The sequence below is a fragment of the Cellulomonas sp. URHD0024 genome (assembly GCF_000426185.1).
Classification (GTDB): domain Bacteria; phylum Actinomycetota; class Actinomycetes; order Actinomycetales; family Cellulomonadaceae; genus Cellulomonas.
In genome coordinates this window covers 1,741-15,417 of sequence record NZ_KE384505.1, presented here as the reverse complement: position 1 = coordinate 15,417, position 13,677 = coordinate 1,741, and the positions used below count along the sequence as shown (strand labels likewise).

The window sequence follows — 13,677 nt, the reverse complement described above, 5'->3', positions numbered from 1 at the left end:
AGGTTGCGCGCATGAGCAACGAGCCTGGGGGGCCGGCTCCGCTGCCCGACCCGTACACCACACCAGGCGGTCACGGGAGCGCCCACGGCCCCGTCCCTCCACCGCCGAGCGGGTACGAGGCCGTGCTTCCACCCCCGTCGCCGTACTCGTCGCCGAAGCCGGCTCCCGTGTACGGCACTCCGGACCCTCGGCCCGCTGACCGGCAGAACGCGGCGGGCAACCCGTTCGCCCCGCCGGTCTCGGACGCGATGGCTGCTCCGGGCGCACCGGTGCCGTCATACGGTTCGCCGTCGTCGGGCTCAGCCCCGGGCCAGGTGCCCGTCTACGGCCAGGCTTCGCCCTACGGCCAAGCGCCCGCCTACGGCCAGGCATCGCCCTACGGCCAAGCGCCCGCCTACGGCCAGGCATCGCCCTACGGCCAGGCGTCGCCCTATGGCCAGGCATCGACCTACGGCCAGTCGCCCGCCTACGGCCAGGCACCGCCGTACGGCCAGACGCCCTACGGTCAGACGCCCTACGGGCAGGCCTCGTACGGCCAGGGGTACCAGCAGCCCGTCCTCACCGAACCACTCGCCATCGCGTCGCTGGTGACCAGCCTGGTGGGCATCCTCAGCGGGGTCACCTACCCGGTCGGGCTCGGGCTCGGGATCGCCGCCCTCCGGCGGATCCGTGCCAACGGCAAGCAGGGACGCGGCATGGCGGTCGCCGGGGTCGTCGTCGGTGCGATCGGCACCGTCTACATGCTCGCGATCGCGGCGTTGTTCATCGCAGCCTTCTCGGGCGCGCTCGACACGTCCGACGACAGGGGCGTGTACTCGTCGGGGACCACGAACGGCGGTAGCAGGGACGGGTTGACCGACGACACCTCGCCGGGCTACACGTTGCGCACCGACCTTCGCACGGGCGACTGCCTCGACTTCTACGCCACCCAGCCGGACATGAGCGACACGTCGGTGGTGGACTGCACCGTCGGGCACGGAGGCGAAGTTCTCGCGATCACCCCGCTGTCCGGCCCCCCGAGTCTTCACGCCACCGCCGACGACCCGGTGTGGGATGCGGCCTGGGACGAGTGCGTCGCCCAGGCCTCGCTGATGCTTCCGGCCGACTACGACGCCTACGGCGAGCTCGACGTGTACATGCCGCACCCCGACGACTTCAGCGAGGCGGGCGGCGACGGCGCGTACTGCACGTTCTTCACGTACTCGGACCTGCTGACAGGTTCGGCCGTGACGCACACGCTGACCGTGAGCAAGGAGAGCGCGACCTGAGCGCCGACGCGTACGGCTACCCGGAGCCCTACTACGCGGCGGGCTGGTCGCCGCCGCGCGCCAAGGTCGAACCGTTGGCGATCTGGTCGCTCGTCGCCGGGATCCTGCTCGTAGGACCAGTCGCCCTCGTGCTCGCCGTGCTCGCGCTGCGACGGATCGCGCGTCGGCGTACCCGCGGAAAGGGAATGGCGATCGCGGGTGGTGTGCTGGGTGTCGTCGCGACCCTCGCTCTTGTGGCCGGAGTCACGGTCGTGGCGCTGACCGCCGTCGGGACGCGGCCACTGCCCGCCGATGTGGGCTCCGCACGCGACGCGCACGCCGGGCAGCTGGTCACCGGCAACTGCGTGGCCACGCTGCCGTCGGACGGGAGTGTCGACACGGTCCGTGTGGTCCCGTGCGCGGACCCGCACGCCGCCCAGGTGGTCACGGTCTACGAGTTCTCCGGCGACGCCGTCTGGCCGGGTCAGCGGGCCGCCGACGCCCGGGTGGCGCGCTCGTGCGTGCTGGACCAGAGCGAGGTCGACGAGGGCGTCACCAGCGTGGCGTGGTCCCCCACCGAGCAGTCGTGGGCGCGCGGCGACAGAATCGGCCTGTGCCTGGCCGTCGTCGAGGGCGGCAGCGTCACCGGCTCGTTCCTGGACGACACCGCCACGGTCTCCTGACCCTTACCACCTGGTAGGGAACGGGCTACTGTCGGTCACACACCACCGCTCTGTACCGATAAACCCGCACAAGGGAATGCCCGCGATGACGCAGGTCTTCGACGTCGAGCACGTCCTGGCTCAGCTCACCCTCGAGGAGAAGGCGTCGCTGACGTCGGGCTCCGACTTCTGGCACACGGAGCCGGTCGAGCGCGTGGGTGTCCCGGCCATCATGGTCGCCGACGGACCGCACGGCTTGCGCAAGCAGGCCGAGACCGCCGACCACCTCGGTCTCGGCAGCTCGGTCCCCGCCACCTGCTTCCCGCCCGCCGCCGCGCTCGGCTCGTCGTGGGACGTCGACCTCGTGCGCCGGGTGGGCGAGGCGCTCGGCCGCGAGACGCGCGCCAACGGCGTCGCCGTGCTGCTCGGGCCGGGGGTCAACATCAAGCGCACCCCGCTGTGCGGGCGCAACTTCGAGTACGTCTCCGAGGACCCGGTGGTCGCGGGCGAGCTCGCCACCGCGATGGTCGGCGGCATCCAGAGCCAGGGAGTCGGCACGTCGCTCAAGCACTTCGCGGCGAACAACCAGGAGTCCGACCGCATGCGTGTCTCGGCGGACATCGACGAGCGGACGTTGCGGGAGATCTACCTGCCGGCCTTCGAGCGGGTCGTCACGCAGGCCCAGCCGTGGACCGTGATGTGCGCCTACAACAGGCTCAACGGCACCTACGCCTCCGAGCACCACTGGCTGCTCACCGAGCTGCTGCGCGACGAGTGGGCCTTCGAGGGGCTCGTCGTGTCGGACTGGGGTGCCGTGCACGACCGGGTGCCGGCCCTCGCGGCGGGGCTGGACCTGCAGATGCCGGCGTCGGGTGCGGGTTCCGACGAGGCTGTCGTGGCAGCGGTCCGGGACGGGTCGCTCGACGAGGCCGTGCTCGACGTCGCCGTGCGCCGCGTGCTCCGCCTGATCGAGCGCTCGCAGCCAACGCTCGCCGAGGGCGGGACCTTCGACGTCGACGCCCACCACGCGCTCGCCCGGGAGGCCGCCGCCGCCGGGTCCGTGCTGCTCAAGAACGAGCCGGTCAAGGACACCCCCCTGCTGCCGCTGACCGGGCCCTTCGCCGTGATCGGGGAGTTCGCGCGCACGCCGCGCTACCAGGGCGCGGGCTCGTCGCAGGTGAACCCGACCAAGCTCGACGACGCCCTGTCGTCTCTCGGCTCCGACGTCCCCTTCGCTCCGGGCTTCACGATCGCCGGCGGGCCGACCGGTGACGACGACGCGCTGCTCGCAGAGGCGGTCGACCTCGCGGGCTCGGCGCAGACCGTCGTGCTCTTCCTCGGCCTGCCCGCTCCCGACGAGTCCGAGGGCTATGACCGTCCCCGGCTCGGGCTGCCCGACAACCAGGTGGCCGCGCTGCGCGCCATCGCGGCGGCCAACCCGCGCGTCGTCGTCGTGCTGGCCAACGGGTCGGCCGTCGCGGTCAGCGACTGGCAGCACCTCGCGCCGGCGATCCTCGAGACCTGGCTGGGTGGCCAGGCGGGCGGCTCGGCCGTCGCCGACCTGCTGCGCGGCGTGCGCACCCCGTCCGGCAAGCTGACCGAGACCATCCCGCACCGCATCGAGGACACCCCGGCGTTCGGCAACTTCCCGGGCGAGGTGGGGCACGTGCGCTACGGCGAGGGCGTGCTCGTGGGCTACCGCTGGTACGACACCCGCGCGATGGACGTGGCGTTCCCGTTCGGGCACGGCCTGTCGTACACGACGTTCGCCTACGACGACATCAGCGCCACCGAGACGTCGGTGTCCGTGACCGTCACCAACACCGGCCCGGTGGCGGGCGCCGAGGTGGTGCAGGTCTACGTCCGCGACCCCGAGTCCTCCGTGCTGCGGCCCACCCGCGAGCTCAAGGCCTTCGGCAAGGCGTCGCTGGCACCCGGCGAGTCACGCACGCTGACCTTCGAGCTCACTCGTCGCGACCTGTCCTACTGGCACCCGGGTCTGCACCGTTGGGTCGTCGAGGGCGGCGAGTTCGTCGTCGAGGTCGGCGCCTCGTCGCGCGACATCCGCGGCTCCGTGTCCCTCCAGGTCGAGGGCGACCCGCTGTGGGGCGAGCTCACGGCGATGTCGACGATCGCCGAGTGGTTCGCGCACCCGGTCGGAGGTCCGCTCCTGCAGAGCGTGCTGACGCTGCCCGACGACATGCCGCCCACGGACGAGACGGTGCAGGCGATGCTGGCGTCCATGCCCGCCAAGGTCCTGGTCACCTTCGGCATGACGGACTTCACCCTCCAGGAGCTGGACGCCCTGGTCGCCAAGGTCGCCGCCGGCTGACCTCGCCCCCACCTGTCGCCGAGTTCGTGCGTCTGAGTCGAGTTCGTGCGTTCCAACGTACGAACTCAGCTCAGACGCACGAACTCGCGGGCCGGGCGGGTGCTGAGGTGGCGGTCAGGGCTTCGGCCGGACGAGCGCCGTGATCTGTTGGCGGAGTGCGGCGGCCATGTCGACGCGGGTCTGCGGGGTGTCGCTCTCCAGGAGGAACTGGACCTGCAGGCCGTCCATCACGGCCACGAGGAGTCGTGCGGCCGTGGCGGGCTCGACGCCCTCCTGGAGCCGGCCCTCGTCGCGCCGCTGCTCGAAGGCACCGACCGCGTTGGCGACGATCGCCCGGTAGCGGTCCTGGAAGTAGCGGTGCGCCGGGTGCTCGGCGGACGTGGCCTCGGCGGAGAGGGTCGCGAAGAGCTCGACGATCCCGGGTCGGGCGGCGTTGCGTTCGACGATCCGGACCAGGGCGTCGAAGAAGTCCATCCCCGCGTCGAGGTCGGCCTGGAGCGCGGCACCGTCGATCTCGTCGCGACGAACGAGCACGGCCTCCAGCAGCGCGGCCTTGCTGGGGAAGTGGTGCAGCAGGCCGGGGTGCGAGATGCCGACGCGAGCGGAGACCTCACGCAGCGACGCGGTGTTGTAGCCGACCTCTCCGAACAGCTGCATCGCGGAGTCGAGGATCTCCTCGCGCGTCGCGCGGCCCTTGGCGTAGCTGCCGCGCGCACCGGTGGTGGTCGTCATGACGGACAGGATCGCACCGTTCGCGAATCCCGACCAGGTGGTAACCTGGCCTTACCGCATGGTCGGGATCCAACCGCCGACCCCGTCCGACACAGGAGTCGACGCATGTCCGTCTCACAGGAGCCGACCCGAGCAGAAGCGACCGCATCATGACCCCCGCGGACGAGCCCTACTTCGACACGGCCCGCACGCTCGACGACCGGGTCGAGGACCTCCTCGAGCGCATGACGCTGGAGGAGAAGGCCGGGCAGATGTTCCAGGGGATGATCACGATCGGCGAGGGCGGCGCGCTGGCCGACGCCCAGAACAGGTTCGGCACGCCGTCCACGGACGAGTACCTGGCCGTCAAGCACATGACGCACTTCAACGTGCTGAGCGTGCCGAGCGAGCCGCGGGAGATGGCGCGGTGGCACAACCTCCTGCAGGAGCTGGCAGCGCGGACCCGCCTCGGCATCCCGGTCACCGTCGCGACCGACCCGCGGCACGCCTTCACCGACAACCCCGCGGCCTCGCTGCTCTCCGGCCCCTTCAGCCAGTGGCCCGAGACGCTGGGGCTGGCCGCCACCCGCGACGAGCGGCTCATGGAGCAGCACGCCGACATCGCGCGCCAGGAGTACCTGGCCGTCGGCCTGCGCACGGCGCTGCACCCGCAGGTCGACCTGGCCACCGAGCCGCGCTGGGCCCGGGCCAACGGCACGTTCGGGGAGGACGCCTCGCTCACGGGACGCATGGGGGCCGCGTACGTGCACGGCTTCCAGGGCACGGGCGAGCTCGCGGGCGGCACGTTCGGTCCGGACAGCGTCTCGACGATGACCAAGCACTTCCCCGGCGGCGGGCCGCAGAAGGACGGCGAGGACCTGCACTTCCCGTACGGCCGCGAGCAGGTCTACCCGGGCGGACGCTTCGAGGAGCACCTGGAGCCGTTCAAGGAGCTGCTCCGAGCCGGGACGCGGCAGATGATGCCGTACTACGGCATGCCGATCGGCCTCGAAGGCGTGCCCGAGGTCGGTTTCGGCTTCAACACGCCGATCATCCAGGGGCTCCTGCGCGGCGAGCTCGGCTTCGACGGGATCGTCTGCACCGACTGGGGCCTGGTGACGGACTCCGAGATCTTCGGCGCCCCGTTCCCGGCCCGGGCCTGGGGTGTCGAGGACCTGTCCGTCGAGGACCGCGTCGCGATGATCCTCGACGCCGGCGTCGACCAGCTTGGCGGCGAGTCATGCCCCGAGGTCGTCGTGGCCCTGGTGCGCAGCGGCCGCGTATCGGAGGAGCGCATCGACGTCTCGGTCCGTCGACTGCTGCGGGAGAAGTTCGTCCTGGGGCTCTTCGACGAGCGCCGGTACGTCGACGTCGAGGCCGCCTCGACCATCGTCGGCCAGCCGACGTTCGTCGCCGCGGGCCTCGCTGCCCAGGCGGCCAGCATCACGGTGCTGACCAACGGCGGCGTCCTGCCGCTGCGGGCCGGCCAGCGGATCTACGCCGAGGGTGTCGACGTCTCCCGACACGGCACCGTCGTGGACGACCCGGCCGACGCGGACGTCGCGATCCTGCGGCTCAAGGCGCCCTGGGAGCAGCGGTCCAACGGGTTCGAGGCGTTGTTCCACGCCGGCTCGCTCGACTTCCCGGCGTCCGAGGTCGACCGGGTCAACGCGATCTGCGCGCAGGTGCCGACGATCGTCGAGATCTACCTCGACCGACCCGCGATCCTCACGCCGTTCGTGGACACGGCCGCCGCCGTCGTCGTGGACTTCGGTGCCGCGGACGCGCCGCTGCTCGACGCCCTCAGCATCCCCGGGGTGTCCCGAGGGCGCCTGCCGTTCGACCTGCCGCGGTCGATGGCGGCCGTCGAGGCGTCGCGAGAGGACGTCCCGTTCGACACGGCGGACCCGCTGTTCAGGTTCGGGCACGGCCTGACCCTCTGAGCACGCGCGAAGGCCCGGCCCCCGTCAGGTGGGCCGGGCCTTCGGCGTAGGAGGACCCCTACGACCGGCGCGACGTGACGGCGAGACCCTGCTCGCCGCGGTCGACCATGACAGTGTCCCCGTCGGCGATCTCTCCCGCCAGCAGGCGCTTGGCGAGTCGGTCGCCGATCTCGCGCTGCACCAGCCGGCGCAGCGGCCGCGCACCGTAGGCCGGGTCGTAGCCCTCGAGCGCCAGCCACTCGGCCGCGGCCGGCGACACGTCGAGCGTCAACCGGCGGTCCGCCAGCCGACGAGCCAGGGACTCCACCTGCAGGCCGACGATGTGCCCGATCTCGTCGAGCGAGAGCGGGTCGAACAGGACCACGTCGTCGAGCCGGTTGAGCAGCTCCGGCTTGAACGCCGTCCGCACCGCACCCATGACGGCGTCGCGCTTGTCGCGGTCGCTCAGGAGCGGGTCGACGAGGTACTGGGAACCCAGGTTCGACGTCATCACGAGGATCACGTTCCGGAAGTCGACCGTCCGCCCCTGCCCGTCGGTCAGCCGACCGTCGTCGAGCACCTGCAGCAGCAGGTCGAAGACCTCCGGGTGGGCCTTCTCGACCTCGTCAAGAAGCACGACCGAGTACGGACGGCGCCGCACGGCCTCCGTGAGCTGACCGCCCTCCTCGTAGCCGACGTACCCGGGAGGGGCGCCGACGAGCCGTGCGACCGAGTGCTTCTCGGAGTACTCGGACATGTCGATGCGGACCATGGCGCGCTCGTCGTCGAACAGGAAGTCCGCGAGCGCCTTGGCCAGCTCGGTCTTGCCCACGCCGGTCGGCCCGAGGAACAGGAAGCTTCCGGTGGGTCGGTCCGGGTCGGAGATTCCGGCGCGAGCCCGTCGGACGGCGTCGGACACCGCGGCGACGGCCTTCTTCTGCCCGATCAGCCGCTCGCCCAGCACCTCCTCCATGCGCAGGAGCTTGGCCTGCTCGGCCTCCAGCAGCCGACCCGCGGGGATGCCGGTCCACTGCGAGACGACGTCGGCGACCTCGTCGGGACCGACCCGGTCCGCGATCATCGGCGGGCCGTCGTCGACGACCTCCCCGGCCTGTTCCGAGGCCTCTGCCGCGCTGATCGACGCCTGCAGCGCCGGGATCTCGCCGTACAGGATCCGGGCGGCCTTCTCGTTCTCGCCCTCGAGCAGCAGCCGCTCGGCGTCGGTGCGCAGCGCATCGAGCTTCGCCTTCAGGTCGCCGACGAGGTTGTGGCCGGCCTTCTCCTTCTCCCACCGGGCCGTCAGCGACGCGAGGTCCTCGCGCCGGTCGGCCAGGTCCTTGCGCAGCTTCGCCAGCCGGTCCTTCGACGCAGGGTCGTCGGACTCGGACAGCACGACCTCCTCCATCTCCAGGCGCGTGACGGCGCGCTGCAGCTCGTCCACCTCGATCGGCGACGAGTCCAGCTCCATCCGCAACCGCGAGGCCGCCTCGTCGACGAGGTCGATGGCCTTGTCCGGGAGCTGACGGCCGGTGATGTACCGGTCGGACAGGGCGGCCGCCGCGACGAGCGCGGAGTCGGCGATCGTGACCTTGTGGTGCGCCTCGTAGCGCTCCTTGAGCCCGCGCAGGATCGCGACGGTGTCCTCCACGGACGGCTCGCCGACGAACACCTGCTGGAACCGCCGTTCCAGGGCGGGGTCCTTCTCGATGCGCTCGCGGTACTCGTCGAGCGTCGTGGCACCGACCAGCCGGAGCTCGCCTCGGGCCAGCATGGGCTTGAGCATGTTGCCCGCGTCCATCGCACCCTCGCCGCCGGCGCCCGCACCGACGACCGTGTGGATCTCGTCGATGAAGGTGACGACCTCACCGTTGGACCCGGTGATCTCCTCGAGGACGGCCTTCAGGCGCTCCTCGAACTCACCGCGGTACTTGGCGCCGGCCACCATCGCGGCCAGGTCCAGCGCGACGAGCTTCTTGCCGCGCAGGCTCTCGGGCACGTCCCCCGCGACGATGCGCTGGGCCAGCCCTTCGACGACCGCGGTCTTGCCGACGCCGGGCTCGCCGATGAGGACGGGGTTGTTCTTGGTGCGGCGGGACAGCACCTGCACGACGCGACGGATCTCCGAGTCGCGGCCGATGACCGGGTCGAGCTTGCCGTCGCGCGCGAGCTGCGTCAGGTCGACGCCGTACTTCTCGAGGGCCTTGTAGGTGCCCTCCGGGTTCGGCGTGGTGACGCGTGCGGCGCCGCGGACGGTCGGCAGAGCGGCCGCGAGCGCCTCGCGGGACGCGCCCTGCGCCCGCAGGGCGTCGGCGACACCGGACTGCCCGGTGGCCAGGCCGAGCAGCAGGTGCTCGGTGGAGACGAAGTCGTCGCCCAGGGCACGGGCCTCGGACGAGGCGGCCTCCAGGGCGGTGGACATCGCACGCGAGGCCGACGGCTGCGCCATGGAGGAGCCGCTGGCCTTGGGCAGGTTGACGAGCATGCCGCGCACGGAGCGGCCGAGCACCGCGCGGTCGGCGCCGACCGCGTCGAGCAGGCCGTTGGCCACGCCGCCCTGCTGCCCGAGCAGAGCAGCGAGCAGGTGCACGGGCTCGAGCTGCGGGTTGCCGGCTGCCGAGGCGGACTGGATGGCGTCGCCCAGGGCCTCCTGGGACCGGGTGGTGAACTTGGCGTCCACATGACCTCCTGATGAGTCGAGACGTCTGTTGCAACCACGTCGAAAGTTGAGTCTATTCCGCTCAACTCTGTGGTGCCTACGGGTGGAGCGTGCCCCACGCCTCGACGCGCTCGCCGTCGGCCTTCGCCTTCTGCCAGGCGACGTAGGCCGCCGAGTACGCGTCGAGCTCCTGAAGCGTGTCGAACGCGCGGGTGGCGTGCAGGTCGCGCTGGGTGTCGACGTCGGCCACGGTGAACGTGCCGAGGCCGACCTTGGTCAGTGCCACGAGGTCATCCTGCGTGATGCGGCGCCCGCCGTAGAGGACGTCGGGCATGTCGGAGCCGACGACCACCGCGGCCGAGTCGCTCTGCCCAGCCGCGGTGAAGGTGATCGCCACCGCGGCGGCCAGCCCCACGCCGACCAGGAGGCACACCAGCAGGGCGCCGGCGACGAGCGGCCTCGTGCGTCGCCGGGTCGTCCGCGACTCACTCAGGGGCGGGTCGGCGAGCATGATCGCCATCAGCTGCTCGCGCACCGCCAGGTTCTCTTCCGCGGTCAGTGCACGAGCCTCCGGCAGGTCGATCACGACGAGATCACCGGCTCCTCGAGCGGGCCCCGCGTGCGGTCCAACGACCAGCGGACCGACGACTCCTGGATGCTGAGCAGGTGCGCGATCTGGGCGTCCGACAGCCGGCCGAACGTATGCAGCTCGAGGATCTCCCGCTGCCGGCCCCGCACGTGTGCGATCCGACGAAGCACGTCGCCCATGGCCGCCTCACCCTTGTCCTGGGCGGACCGCTGCGTGGGGATCAGCCGTCGCCCGCGGGACATGGTGGTGGTCGCCAGGTGCAGCAGGATCGGCAGCGCGCTCTCCTCGGCCGGTGTCAGGTCGGCCCGTCGGCGCCACACCTGCACGAACGTCGCGAGCAGCAGGTCCTCAGCCGCGACCCAGGACCCGGTCAGGCGGAAGCAGTAGAGGTGGACCGCCTCGTGGTGCCTGTCGTAGAGCGTCCCGAACGCGGACGCGTCGTCTCGATCCTCTGACAACCAGAGGTCCCGGTCGGTGCGCGCGTCCATACCCGTTCTGATCGGCACGCAGTGCCCATGATGTGAGGCAGTTCACGCGACCGGCGTGGCACCATCAGCCATGACCTCGCCGCAGGAGCACCCGGACGTCCTCGGAGACGGCTGGACGGCCCGGACCCTGGAGCTGCGGCCCGACGGGCGCACGCCCGGGCCGGTCGCCACGCTCGTGCACCGCGTCCCGGACGGGCCGACCCCACGCCGGGCCGTGCTCTACGTCCACGGGTTCGTCGACTACTTCTTCCAGACCGGGTTCGCGCACGCGCTCGCGGACGCCGGCTACGACCTGTACGCGCTCGACCTGCGCGACTTCGGGCGGTCCATCCAGGAAGGCAGGCCCGTCAACTTCACGACGAGCCTCGCGGTCTACGCCGAGGAGATCGACGCGTCGATCGCACTCCTGCGGTCGGACCACGAGCAGGTCGTGCTGCTCGGCCACTCGATGGGCGGCCTCGTCACCTCGTTGTGGGCCGACGCCCGCGCAGGGAAGGGGCGGATCGACGCGCTCGTGCTCAACAGTCCGTGGCTGGACCTGCGGGGGAACTGGTTCGAGCGGACCGTGCTGACCTCGGTGATCGACGTCGTCGGAAAGCTCGCCCCGCAGCTCGTCGTCGGCAGGCTGAGCCGGCACTACACGGAGGCCCTGCACCACGAGTCCGGCGGCGAGTGGGAGTTCGACCTGGCGTGGAAGCCGCACGGCGGGTTCCCGGCACGGGCCGGGCTTGGCCGCACCGTCCGACGGGGCCACAAGAGGGTCGCGGCGGGGCTGTCCATCGACGTGCCCGTCCTGGTGCTCGCATCCGACCGGTCAGGACCCGATACGCGCTGGCACGCGGACCTGCTCACCACCGACTCCGTGCTCGATGTCCAGCAGATCAAGGATCGTGCGCCCCTGCTCGGTGCGGACGTCACCTTCGTCGAGGTTCCTGGCGGTGCTCACGACCTGGCCCTGTCCCCCGCCCCCGCACGCGACTTCTACACCTCACAGGTCCTCGCCTTCCTCGACGCCCGACTGTCGTGACGTCGCGGTCCGACCGCTGGAAGCTGCGTGCGCTCCGCCTGGCCGCACGGCTGAAGATCCGCGCCCAGAGAGTCTGGGCCGGGATGCGCGGAACACCCCTGGGCACCCTGATCGACCGGATCGTCACCGGTACCACGGCGATCGAGCCGTTCGACCGCGCCATGACGCTCGCTGCCCAGGCCTTCACGTCCGTGGTGCCGATCATGATCGTCGTCACCGCACTGCGCCCTCACAAGGACAGCTTCGCCAGCACCCTGGGCGACGCGATCGGCCTGACCGACGACGTGCTGGCGACGCTCGCCGGGAGCCTGCCGGACTCGGCGACGGTGACGAGCAGCGTCGGGTTCTTCGGCTTCCTCGTCGCCTTCTTCAGCGCGACCGCGTACTCGCGCGCGCTCGAGCGCATGTACCTGAAGATCTGGCGGGTGCCCAAGCCGCCCCTGCGCACCGCCTGGCGCTGGATCGCGACGATCGCCGCGGTGATGGTCGCGATCGCGCTCCTCGCGCTCACCCAGAACATCCTCGCCGACCGACCGGCGGGAACCGCGCTCGAGGTGGCGATCCGGCTCGGCATCTGGTTCGTCGTCTGGACCTATGTCCCGTGGGTACTCATGCGCGCCACGATCTCGCTGCGGGCCCTCGCATTCACCGGTGCCCTCACGTCGATCGCGCTGACGGCGCTCGCCGGCGTGGGCAGGATCTACCTGCCGATCGTGCTCACCACCGGCGCCGAGGAGTTCGGTGTGCTGGGCCTCGTCTTCACCTACATCAGCTGGCTGTTCGTGCTCAGCTTCGGCATCGTCCTCGCGACGGTGGTCGGCCGCGCCTGCGCGCAGGATGAAGGGGTCCTCGGGCGCCTGGTGCGGGGGCCCTCGCCCGAGGACGCCAACGTCCCCAACCTGAGTGCCGACGCGTGGCGCCGTTGGGGCGGGATCAGCTAGCGGGCTCGCGCCTCGGCAGTGCGTGCTGGCACCCCTCGGTTACCTCAGGCTGCGACACTCGGCGCATGTTCGAATATCACGGCTGGGCCACCGTGCTCGACTCGCTCGACGAGGACACCGAGGACTGCTACTGCCTGACCCAGCGCGGCTACGACGCAGTTGCGGCCGCACTGCCTCCCGTCCGCAACGAGCTTCAGGTCGCCGACCTGCGGGTGGTCAACGGCTCGTACCACCTGTGGCTGGCGGGCTTTCGCAATCACCGACAGGAATCCGTGATCGCCGCCTTTCGAGACATCGCGGCCGCTGCCCCGTGGTCCTACGGCGTCCTCCATGTCCACGACGACGAGGCCCCGGGCGAGCAGAACCGCTGGGTCACGTGGGTAATGAAGCGCGGTGCCGTCACGCCACACCCCGATTCGTTGCTTTCTCCCCATGTAGGCGAGGTCGAAGACGACTTCGAGTGACGGCACAGCCGCAGGTCCGTGCCTCGTCCTCGCTGTGCGTAGGCGGGCGTCCTCGCCTAGCAGACGACGCCGGATCTGCGCCTGCCAGGCCGCTCGGAACCGCTTGGCGGGCCGTGTGGATCGCGTCGATCGCCTGCACTGACTAGCGGCTTGGCGGCGGCCTCTGCGTGGCTTGTCACTCCTGCATCTCCACCCTGCCTGCCTTCCCCACCGGCCATGCCGGGTTGTCCGCAGGGCCGTGCTGCGTTCTCCGAAGGCCGTGCTGGGTTGCTGTCCACAGATCGTGCTGGTGGACGGTGGCGTGTCGGTGCTCGATCGTACACTTGTTCGAACGGACGCTCGGCCAGGACAAGAGGGGGTGGCGACGATGGACGACGAGAACGCGACACCACGGCGTCCCCCACGTCGTGCAGACTGCGCGCCGCGACCGCGTCGAGCCTCCCGTCCGACCGAGGTGCGCCTGCACCGCGCCGCGACCCCGCCCACGCCCACGGCGACGCCCACGCCCCCGCCCCCGGCGACCCCACCGGGGCCGGCCCAGTCCCCGGTGGCCGGTACGCAGCCGCCGGAGTTCCCGGTGGCCGATGTGGTGCTGCCGGAGTTCCCGGTGGCCGGTACGGAGCCGCCGAAGTTCCCGG

Annotated in this window: 11 protein-coding genes and 1 pseudogene; 8 read left to right on the top strand and 4 right to left on the bottom strand. The window is 71.3% G+C overall.

All coding sequences use genetic code 11. The features are described 5' to 3' along the window. Nucleotides 1-11 precede the first annotated feature (11 nt). From I847_RS25870 to I847_RS0116255, 3 genes are all read left to right on the top strand, one after another. Nucleotides 12-1,268, top strand: coding sequence for a DUF4190 domain-containing protein (locus I847_RS25870; protein ID WP_155856195.1), 1,257 nt, complete (start codon nt 12-14; stop codon nt 1,266-1,268). A gap of 74 nt (nt 1,269-1,342) precedes the next feature. Next, entirely contained in the window at nt 1,343-1,930 is a 588-nt protein-coding gene (locus I847_RS0116260; protein WP_231384255.1) for a DUF4190 domain-containing protein, read from the top strand. Nucleotides 1,931-2,015: 85 nt separating this feature from the next. After that, the gene (locus I847_RS0116255; RefSeq protein WP_034610955.1) at nt 2,016-4,241 is read left to right on the top strand and encodes a glycoside hydrolase family 3 N-terminal domain-containing protein; all 2,226 of its coding nucleotides are present in this window, start codon (nt 2,016-2,018) and stop codon (nt 4,239-4,241) included. A gap of 114 nt (nt 4,242-4,355) precedes the next feature. Here the strand turns inward: I847_RS0116255 and I847_RS24310 are convergent, their stop codons facing one another. Continuing rightward, on the bottom strand, nt 4,356-4,973 hold the full coding sequence (locus I847_RS24310) for a TetR/AcrR family transcriptional regulator (RefSeq protein WP_034610765.1): 618 nt from the start codon (nt 4,971-4,973) through the stop codon (nt 4,356-4,358). Between the two features lie 149 nt (nt 4,974-5,122). Here I847_RS24310 and I847_RS0116245 point away from each other — a divergent pair, with 149 nt between their 5' ends. Continuing rightward, the gene (locus I847_RS0116245; RefSeq protein WP_028050526.1) at nt 5,123-6,895 is read left to right on the top strand and encodes a glycoside hydrolase family 3 protein; all 1,773 of its coding nucleotides are present in this window, start codon (nt 5,123-5,125) and stop codon (nt 6,893-6,895) included. 58 nt (nt 6,896-6,953) lie between these two features. On the opposite strand, the gene clpB is transcribed toward I847_RS0116245, so the two are convergent. The 3 genes from clpB to I847_RS0116230 all read right to left on the bottom strand — a co-directional run bounded on the left by clpB (nt 6,954) and on the right by I847_RS0116230 (nt 10,625). After that, nucleotides 6,954-9,551: an ATP-dependent chaperone ClpB gene (clpB, locus tag I847_RS0116240; protein WP_028050525.1), complete on the bottom strand. Its 2,598-nt coding sequence runs from the start codon at nt 9,549-9,551 to the stop codon at nt 6,954-6,956. Between the two features lie 76 nt (nt 9,552-9,627). Then, the gene (locus tag I847_RS0116235) at nt 9,628-10,116 is read right to left on the bottom strand and encodes a hypothetical protein (protein ID WP_028050524.1); all 489 of its coding nucleotides are present in this window, start codon (nt 10,114-10,116) and stop codon (nt 9,628-9,630) included. Beyond that, entirely contained in the window at nt 10,113-10,625 is a 513-nt protein-coding gene (locus tag I847_RS0116230) for an RNA polymerase sigma factor (RefSeq protein ID WP_028050523.1), read from the bottom strand. Before I847_RS0116230 ends, I847_RS0116235 begins: the two co-directional genes overlap by 4 nt. Before the next feature lie 52 nt (nt 10,626-10,677). Here I847_RS0116230 and I847_RS0116225 point away from each other — a divergent pair, with 52 nt between their 5' ends. The 4 genes and pseudogenes from I847_RS0116225 to I847_RS27470 form a co-directional block, all read left to right on the top strand. Next, nucleotides 10,678-11,634 (top strand): alpha/beta hydrolase, encoded by a 957-nt coding sequence (locus tag I847_RS0116225; RefSeq protein WP_028050522.1) that lies wholly within the window; start codon nt 10,678-10,680, stop codon nt 11,632-11,634. Then, nucleotides 11,631-12,575, top strand: coding sequence for a YhjD/YihY/BrkB family envelope integrity protein (locus tag I847_RS24305; RefSeq protein ID WP_051274996.1), 945 nt, complete (start codon nt 11,631-11,633; stop codon nt 12,573-12,575). The genes I847_RS0116225 and I847_RS24305 overlap by 4 nt, the downstream gene beginning before the upstream one ends. A 65-nt stretch (nt 12,576-12,640) precedes the next feature. Next, nucleotides 12,641-13,039 (top strand): Imm7 family immunity protein, encoded by a 399-nt coding sequence (locus tag I847_RS0116215; protein WP_028050521.1) that lies wholly within the window; start codon nt 12,641-12,643, stop codon nt 13,037-13,039. A gap of 454 nt (nt 13,040-13,493) precedes the next feature. After that, nucleotides 13,494-13,677, top strand: a pseudogene (locus I847_RS27470) (hypothetical protein); the annotation flags it as partial.

Bases quoted from the DNA above. Each gene is read 5' to 3' on its own strand.
- I847_RS0116245 (WP_028050526.1), top strand. From the start codon at position 5,123: ATGACCCCCGCGGACGAGCCCTACTTCGACACGGCCCGCACGCTCGAC.
- I847_RS25870 (WP_155856195.1), top strand. From the start codon at position 12: ATGAGCAACGAGCCTGGGGGGCCGGCTCCGCTGCCCGACCCGTACACC.
- I847_RS24310 (WP_034610765.1), bottom strand. From the start codon at position 4,973: ATGACGACCACCACCGGTGCGCGCGGCAGCTACGCCAAGGGCCGCGCG.
- I847_RS0116225 (WP_028050522.1), top strand. From the start codon at position 10,678: ATGACCTCGCCGCAGGAGCACCCGGACGTCCTCGGAGACGGCTGGACG.
- I847_RS0116255 (WP_034610955.1), top strand. From the start codon at position 2,016: ATGACGCAGGTCTTCGACGTCGAGCACGTCCTGGCTCAGCTCACCCTC.
- I847_RS0116215 (WP_028050521.1), top strand. From the start codon at position 12,641: ATGTTCGAATATCACGGCTGGGCCACCGTGCTCGACTCGCTCGACGAG.